Origin of the sequence: Streptomyces sp. NPDC007162, from assembly GCF_040634175.1 — a bacterium.
Taxonomy (GTDB): domain Bacteria; phylum Actinomycetota; class Actinomycetes; order Streptomycetales; family Streptomycetaceae; genus Streptomyces.
This window is the reverse complement of the sequence record NZ_JBEYFC010000421.1, coordinates 1-7,902: the sequence shown is the minus strand read 5'-3', so window position 1 is coordinate 7,902 and position 7,902 is coordinate 1. Positions and strand designations below refer to the sequence as shown.

The following is a 7,902-nucleotide window of genomic DNA, read 5'->3' as shown; positions in this document are numbered from 1 at the left end:
GTCAGGTCAGGGTGAGTTCCAGGACGGTGACGGAGAGCGGCGGCAAGGTGCTGGTGAACGCTGCCGCGGCGCCGGTGAAGGTGGTCTTCTTCGGGGTGAGCGCGGTGGGTTCGGTCAGTGTGTTGGTCGCGGCGGGCGAGGGGCCGGTCAGGACGGTGGCGGTGGCGTTCCTCCTGACGCCCTTCGGCAGGCCCTTCAGTTCGATCGGCACGCTTGCCTGCTCCGTCCCGTAGTTGACGACCGCGAGGTAGAGGCGGTTCCCGGAGCGGGTGGCCACGGTCGCGAGGCCGGGCAGCGCGCGGGCGGTGGCCGGGAGGACCGTGCGGCCCAGGTTGCTCGTCAGCATCTGCTGCGCCCAGTAGCTGGGGGAGACGTAGCTGGTGAGGTTGTCGTAGGCGATCAGATTGGTTGCCCACACGTTGTTGTTGACGTTGGAGAAGAGAGGCGCGTAGCACTCCATCAGCACCTGGTCCGAGTTGCGGATCAGGCCGGCCAGCCAGGCGGCGTCGCCCAGCGCGGCGTTCAGGTCGGGGGTGGGGCGTCCCTCCTGCGCGGCCCACTCGCCGACGAAGACCTTCGTCGAACCGCGGTCCCGGTTGTCGTACTTGTGGGTGGCGGCCTGGGCGGCGGACGGCGCGAGATAGTAGTGCTCGTCGATCAGGTCCGGTGTGCGGCTGGTGACGGTCGTCGTCGCGATCAGCTTCAGGTGCGGGTACTTCGCCTTGATCGCGTCGTGGAAGGCCGTGAACCGCGCGTCGTAGGACCCGGAGGAGTCGAACCAGTCCTCGTTGCCGATCTCCACGAACTCCAGCGGGAACGGCTTCGGATGTCCGTCGGCGGCTCGTCTCGCGCCCCAGGTGCTGGTGACGGGGCCGGTGACGTACTCGATCTCGTCGAGCGCGTCCTGGACGAACGGTGCGAGCGCGTCGCCGGTGACGTGTTCGCCCTTCAGGGTGTAGCCGGCGAAGACGGCGAGGACGGGCTGTGCGTGCATGTCCTCGACCCACTCCAGGTATTCGAGGAGTCCGAGTCCGTCGGTGGACCAGTACCCCCAGGCGTCGTCCATGTGGCCGGGGCGCTCCCAGACCGGGCCGATGGTGTTCTTCCAGTCGAACCGCGTCGCGATGGTGTTGCCCTCGAGGAAGTTGCCGCCGGGGAAGCGCAGGAACTTCGGCTTCAGCGCGACCAGTTTCTCCATCAGGTCGACACGCAGGCCGTTGGGGCGGTCGCGGTAGGTGGGCGGGAAGAGGGAGACGTGCTGGAGCCACAGGGTCTCGCCCGCGGCGGTGGGGTCGGCCGTGGTGACGGTCAGCCGCGCGTCGCCCACCACGGGAGTGCGTGCCCCGGTGCGCAGGGTCAGCTCGAAGGGGCGGTCGCGGAACGCGGTACCGATGTGGGGCACCCGTGCGGAGGCGTACACCGTCGTGCCGTCCGCCGACTCGATCGCCACGGTGAGCGGGCCGACACGGCGCGATGCCTTGGCGAACAGGCGGGCGGTGTAGGTGGTCCGGGGCCGTACGGGTATGCCCCAGAACCCGTCGTTGGCGACCCCGGCCCGGTTCCCGGTGCCGGTGCCGCCGGGCAGGACGACCTTGAGGGACCGCTTGAGGACGTCGTTGAGGGGCGTGCCGGTGTCGAGCGCGAGGGTCGTGCCGCCGACCGCGGACCAGTGCACGGGCGTGCTGTCGCTGGCCATCATCGAGCGGTTCTGGACCAGTTCGGCGTAGATGCCGCCCTCGCCGGAGTGGTTGATGTCCTCGAACATCAGGCCGGGGAGGATGGGGGACACGGCGTGCGCGGGGTTGGCCACGTCCACGCTCAGCAACGGTGTCGTGGTCTCCACCGGCACCCCGGCCAGCGTCGCGACCTGGTCGGAGGTGAGGGCGGCCGGGAACAGCCACACGTCGTCGATGAGACCGTGCCACTGGTCGACGTGCCCGCCGCCGTAGAGCGCGCGGCCGACGGCGGTGTCGCCGGTGCCGGCCCAGCCCGCGGTGTAGGCGGTCTCCCCTTCGAGTACGCCGTCGACATAGAGGCGGGTGACACCCGCCGTGGGGTCGCTGACGCCGACCAGGTGGGTCCAGGTGCCGGTGGCGGGCGCCGAGGCGGCGGCCGCGACGGCGGCCGCCTGGGTGGCGTCCGAGGGGAGCCGGGCGAACGCGAAGGTCCCGGTGTCGTCGCGCAGCCCCAGGTAGAAGGCGCTGACGGACTTGCCGTCGATGCTGACGGCCGTCTGGTAGCCGCCCAGCTGCGCGAGGTTGACCCAGGCGGCCACCGAGAACGCCTTGGAGGTGTCGAGGGCCGGTCCGGAGGCGGTCGCGTTGCCGTCCGCCGTGAGGCTCAGGCTGTGGGCACCGACCTTGCCGGTGTCCCAGCCGGCCGCACCCTGGAGGGTGGCGGGGCGACCGTTGCCCGAGGAGTCGGCGGCCGATGTGCCGGAGCCCTCGTCGAAGCTCCAGTGCGCGGCCGCGGCGGGGAGTTCCGCGGCGGGGGCGGCCACGGCCGTCGAACCGGAGCGCCCGGAGGCGGCGGCGGGCGGGGCGGCGGCGAAGGTCCCGGCCAGGGACGCGGCACCGAGGGCTGTCAGGACGGTTCTGCGGGACGGTCCGGCTTCTGGGGACATGCGGGGTTCCTTTGCTCAAAAAGGTGGGGAGCAGGCCGACGGTCCGCCGTCGGGGAGGGCGGCGGGCCGTCGGCGCGTCGGGTTCAGGTCAGGGGGCGATGTTCCACTGCTGGCAGGTGTTGTCGAGCTGCTGCCACTGACGGACCGCGGTGCCGTTGGCCGTTCCGCAGTTGGCGACGTCCAGCGTCATACCGGTGTTGACGTTGGTGAGCGTGTAGTGGCTGCCGACCTTGGTGACGTCCCACTGCTGGCAGGTGTTGCCCAGCGAGGCCCACAACTGGACGGCCGTGCCGTTGCTCTGCACGCAGTTCTTGTCGTCCAGGACCGTGCCGCTGTTGACGTTGGTGACGGTGTAGTGGCCGTTGCCCGCGCTCGCGAACCGCCACTGCTGGCAGGTGTTGCCGAGCGAGGCCCAGATGTCGATGGAGGTCCCGTTCGCCGTACCGCAGTTCACCGCGTCCAGGACCTTGCCCGAGTTGGTGTTGGTCAGCCGGTAGGCGGTGCCGGCGACCGGGAAGGCGGCGGCCGGGGTGGTGTAGCCGACGGACACGATGTTCGCCTGTACGGCGTTGTCGGCGGCGTCGGTGGGATAACCGGAGGTCATGACACCCTCGAAGAAGGAGCCGTCGGACCCGTTGCTGTCGTCACCGCCGGTGCCCAGGACGATGGCGCCCTCCTTGGACATCGGCGTGTATCCGCCGGTACTGGGCAGGGCTCCGCTGTACCAGGTGGTCAGGGAACCCGATTGCGCGTTGCCGCCCTTGATCGCGTAGGTGGTCGTGCCGTTGTTCTTCTCCAGCGCGGTGACGTATTCGCTGGAGTTTCCCTTGTTGCCGGTGTCGGAGCCGTTGGCGCCGGCGAACAGGCCGTTCTCCAGGTCGGCCTGGACCCACGGCCCCGAGCCGGAACAGGGGGAGAACCAGCACTCGGTGCCGAAGTTGATGGCGTCCATGTGGCCGTTGCCGGTGTCGTTCGTGGAGGTCTCGGCGTTGCCGTAGTCGAAGCAGCAGCGGTTGTTGACGTGGTGGCCGCTGGTGACCATGTACGCGCCCTCGGGAGAGCTGCCGGTGGCGATGCCCGTGGTGCTGTTGTCGCGGTAGCCGACGCCCGCGGAGACGAAGACGCCGTACGCCGCGTGGCCGCCGACCGTGACCGGCAGGGCGTCGGCGATCGCGCCGACGTCCTGTCCGCCGTTGCCGCCCGGCCCCTCGATGGTCAGGTCGTTGTGGTGGGAACTCTGGTCGTAGATCTTGGTGATGGTGCAGGTCGTGCCGGAGCAGAAGGAGTCCTGCGCCGCCGCGTTGGCGTAACCGCCGGCGCTGAGGACGCCGATATCGGTGGTGGCGCCGTCCGAGGCCCGCTTGACCTGGTAGAGGGAGCCGCTGTACGAGCCGTAGAGCGCCCGCGTGGTGCTGTGTGCCGCGGCGCACGGAGTCCCCGCGGCGGCGTAGACGTCGCAGGGCAGGGACGAAGCGGCCTGGGCCGTGCCCGCGATGCCGACGACCCCGGCCAGGATGCCTCCGACCAGGGCCAGGACCGCGCCCACCGTCAGCAGGAGCCCTCTCAGGCGTGGGCCTGTCACACGACCTTTCACGGTGCACCTCTTCCGTCGTTGCGTTCTTCTCCCGTCCGGCAGCGCCTGCTCCGGAGGGATGAGCTTGAGTGCGCTAACAATTCGGCCCCTCAGGTGCGGTCGTTCGTCCGAGCTGTGGGGACTGGCGGTGGCCGTGAGGGTGGCCGGACTGTCCGCCGCTCTGGTTGGAGCTGCGTTGCTGACTGCGTATCAGCAGGTCAATGGTGTTGATCAGTCCGGGGACCTGGGACTCGTGCCGGTGTCGTTCTCGCGTGGTCGGCGGGTGAACGACCGGTTTCGCGACTCCGTCTTTTTACGGTGGGATGAATACGCGGTCAACACCGCCGAACAGTCAAGAGTGCGGAAACAAAAGCTGTGCAGTCTGTTTACCCAGGCGTGCCGTCATGCCCGCGGAGGCCTCGCACGGGGCTCGTACTTCCAGTTCAGAACCGTTTTTAGGACATCGTGGGCAGCCGGGAAACCGCCGGGACGGAGGGCCGGAACAGCCTTGACCCCCTCAGAATGAGTGCGCTAACAATTCGTCACGGCCCGCCGCTCCCACCGGAGAAGCAGCCCGGTCCGACATTCTGACGGCGCGTGAGGAGGGGGAGCATGGACGGTGATCGCGCACCTGTGATGACGGACGTGGCCCGGATCGCGGGCGTCTCGCAACAGACCGTCTCACGGGTCCTCAACGACCACCCGAACGTGCGGGCCGCCACCCGGGAGCGGGTGCTCGCCGCCGTCCGCGAGCTCGGCTACCGACCCAACGCCGCAGCCCGCACCCTGGCGACCCGCCGCACCCGCACCCTGGGCGTGATCAGCTTCAACACCACGCTGTACGGCCCGGCCTGCATGCTCTACGGCATCGAACAGGCGGCCAGACAGCACGAGTACTTCGTCATCGTGGCGGCCGTCGGCGCTCTCGACCGGCGTTCGGTGCTGGACGCCGTCGACCGGCTGCGGGACCAGGGCGTGGAGGGGATCGTCGTCATCGCGCCGCAGACCGCGGCGGTGGGCGCTCTGGCGAGCGTGCCGGCGGACGTGCCCCTGGTCGCCGTCGGCTGCGGCACCCACACGGCCCTGGCCTCGGTCGCCGTGGACAACGAGGCGGGTGCCGAGCTCGCCACCTCCTACCTGCTCGATCTCGGTCATCGCACGGTGCACCACCTGGTCGGGCCGCGTTCCTGGCTCGACGCGCAGGAACGCGAGGCCGGCTGGCGCGGCACCCTGGAGAAGCGGGGGGCTCCCGTGCCCGCACCGCTGGCCGGTGCCGACTGGACGGCCCGTACCGGATACGAGCACGGCCTCAGGATCGCCGCCGACCCCGAGGTCACGGCCGTGTTCTGCGCCAACGACCACCTGGCACTCGGCCTGCTGCGGGCCCTGCAACAGGCCGGGCACCGGGTGCCCGAGGACATCAGCGTCGTCGGGTTCGACGACATGCCGGAGACCGAGTACTTCGGCCCGTCGCTGACCACCGTCCGCCAGGACTTCGACGAACTCGGCCGGCGTGCCCTGCGGGCGCTGATCGAGATCGTCGGTGATCCGGACGCCGGGATCCCGGCGTCCGGCGAGACACCTCACATCGTCATACCGCCCAGTCTCGTGGTGCGGACCTCGGCGACCCGCGCCCGCCACCGAAAAGGGAGTCCGAGATGACAGCCGCCCCGTCGGCGTGACCAGGAAAGATCCGGCCGCCCCCCGACACGGCACCGACTCCCGGGTGATCACGGCCCGTTGTGGGCGACGTGCCGTACGGGGAGTCGCACACCGGCCGTGAGCGATCGGCCGTGACGTCCACCGGTCGCGACAGCTCCGCCCCGGCCCACCGCCCCGAACGGTCGGCCCCCAAGTCCTGAATCACCGTCAGGCTCCCCGAACCCGCGCGCACGCCCCGCGTCCGGCACGACCGGCCACCGCCGGCCACGACGGCGCCCACCACCACGCACCGCTCTCGAGCTGACGACCCACCTTCCGCCTGCCGACCGGTCCTCGGCCTGCCCACAGGCCGGACCGCGGACCGGTGCGCGCACCGGCCGTCCCCGAGGCACCACCTCCGCTCCCGACCGCCGACTTCCCCGGGCCGACCCTACAGGCCCGGACACGCAAGGCACCGGACAAGCCCGCACACCAGAGAACCGAAGCCCGTCCGACCACCACCCGGCACGCCACCCCGGCACGCCACCCGACACGTCCAGAAGGGCGCTGATCAACATGATCCGTAGCAGAACGTCCCGCACCGTGGTCGTCGCGACCGCTGTGATCATCTCGCTCGCCGCCGCAGGCTGCTCCAAGAACTCGGGGAGCTCCACCTCCACCGGCTCGGGCGGCTCGTCGAGCTCCGCGAGCGCCGGCTCGGCCCCGGTCAAGCTGGCCGGCTCGGTCACCTTCAACCAGACGAACCTCGCCAAGCTCGACGCGGCGCTGAAGTCCGCGCTGGCCGGCAAGGACCTCTCCAAGGTCGACATCGCGATGGTCGTGAACGTGGCCGCCGACTACTGGAAGGCCGGCCAGGTCGGCTTCCTCAAGGGCTGCTCCGACCTCGGCATCGCAAAGAGCAAGTGCACCTACTTCGCCCCGCCCAACGGCAAGCTGACCGAGCAGAACTCCGAGCTGGAGACCCTGCGTTCGCAGGGCGTCACCGGCTACTCGATCTCGGCGATCGACCCGACCTCGGCCGCGGGCACCATCCACACCGACGTCCAGAAGGGCATCAGCGTCCTCGCCATCGACTCGCCGCTGCCCGGCACCGACGCCGCCTCGCTCTACCTGGGCACCCCGAACTACACCGCCGGCTTCCAGGCGGGCACCGCGATGAAGCAGGTGCTGGGCGGCAAGGGCAAGGTCGCGATCCTGGTCGGCTCGCTCACCGCGTCCAACGCCACCCAGCGCATCCAGGGCTTCGAGGACGCGCTCAAGGGCACCCAGATCACCGTTGCCCAGAAGGTGAACGACAACCTCCAGGCCAGCACGGCGACTTCGGACGCGGAGACCATCCTTGCCAACAACCCCGACGTCAACGGCCTGTACGGCGTCTACTCCTACGACGGTCCCGCGCTGGCGCAGGCGGTGACCTCCGCGGGCAAGACGGCCTCGGTGCACATCGTCTCGGACGACTCCGACGCCCAGACACTGAAGTTCATCCAGTCCGGCGTGATCTCCGGCACCGTGGTGCAGATGCCGTACCAGCAGGGCTACACCGGCGCGTACCTCCTCGCCGCGGAGAAGGTGCTGGGCAAGGACAAGACCATGGCGCTCGTCAAGCCCTACCTGGAGAAGGACGGTTCGACCCTGAGCTCCGGCGTCGGCCTGGTCACCAAGTCCGACCTGAGCGCGTACCAGTCCCTCGAGTCGCAGCTCGGGATCGGCTGAGCATGACGGCCGCGGAGAACACCCCGAGCCGCGCGGTCACCGCGCGGCTGCGGGGGGTGCACAAGTCCTACGGACCGGTGCGCGTCCTCGACCTGCCGGAACTCGACCTCTACGCCGGTCAGGTGGTCGGCGTGGTCGGTGAGAACGGAGCCGGGAAGTCCACGCTGATGGGCACGCTGGCCGGATCGGTCCACCGGGACGGCGGCGAGATCCTGATCGACGGCGAGCCGCTCGTCGCGGGGTCGACCGAGGCGGCCGGTCAGCTCGGCATCGCCATGGTCTCCCAGGAGTTCCCGCTGGTCGGGCAGCTCTCGGTGGCGGAGAACCTGCT

At 70.1% G+C, this 7,902-nt stretch carries 5 protein-coding genes; 3 read left to right on the top strand and 2 right to left on the bottom strand.

What is annotated here, in order from left to right:
* Position 1 precedes the first annotated feature (1 nt).
* Positions 2–2,623 carry an alpha-L-arabinofuranosidase C-terminal domain-containing protein gene (locus tag ABZ646_RS34645; RefSeq protein ID WP_360527943.1) on the bottom strand — a complete coding sequence of 874 codons (2,622 nt, stop codon included), beginning with the start codon at positions 2,621–2,623 and terminating at the stop codon, positions 2–4.
* 88 nt (positions 2,624–2,711) lie between these two features.
* The gene (locus ABZ646_RS34640; RefSeq protein WP_360527940.1) at positions 2,712–4,205 is read right to left on the bottom strand and encodes an arabinofuranosidase catalytic domain-containing protein; all 1,494 of its coding nucleotides are present in this window, start codon (positions 4,203–4,205) and stop codon (positions 2,712–2,714) included.
* Positions 4,206–4,808: 603 nt separating this feature from the next.
* Between ABZ646_RS34640 and ABZ646_RS34635 the strand changes: the two genes are divergently transcribed.
* The 3 genes from ABZ646_RS34635 to ABZ646_RS34625 all read left to right on the top strand — a co-directional run.
* The gene (locus ABZ646_RS34635; protein WP_360527937.1) at positions 4,809–5,858 is read left to right on the top strand and encodes a LacI family DNA-binding transcriptional regulator; all 1,050 of its coding nucleotides are present in this window, start codon (positions 4,809–4,811) and stop codon (positions 5,856–5,858) included.
* Positions 5,859–6,413: 555 nt separating this feature from the next.
* Positions 6,414–7,571 (top strand): substrate-binding domain-containing protein, encoded by a 1,158-nt coding sequence (locus tag ABZ646_RS34630; protein WP_360527934.1) that lies wholly within the window; start codon positions 6,414–6,416, stop codon positions 7,569–7,571.
* A gap of 2 nt (positions 7,572–7,573) precedes the next feature.
* A partial coding sequence (locus ABZ646_RS34625) for an ATP-binding cassette domain-containing protein (protein WP_360527931.1) occupies positions 7,574–7,902 on the top strand: 329 nt, incomplete at its 3' end.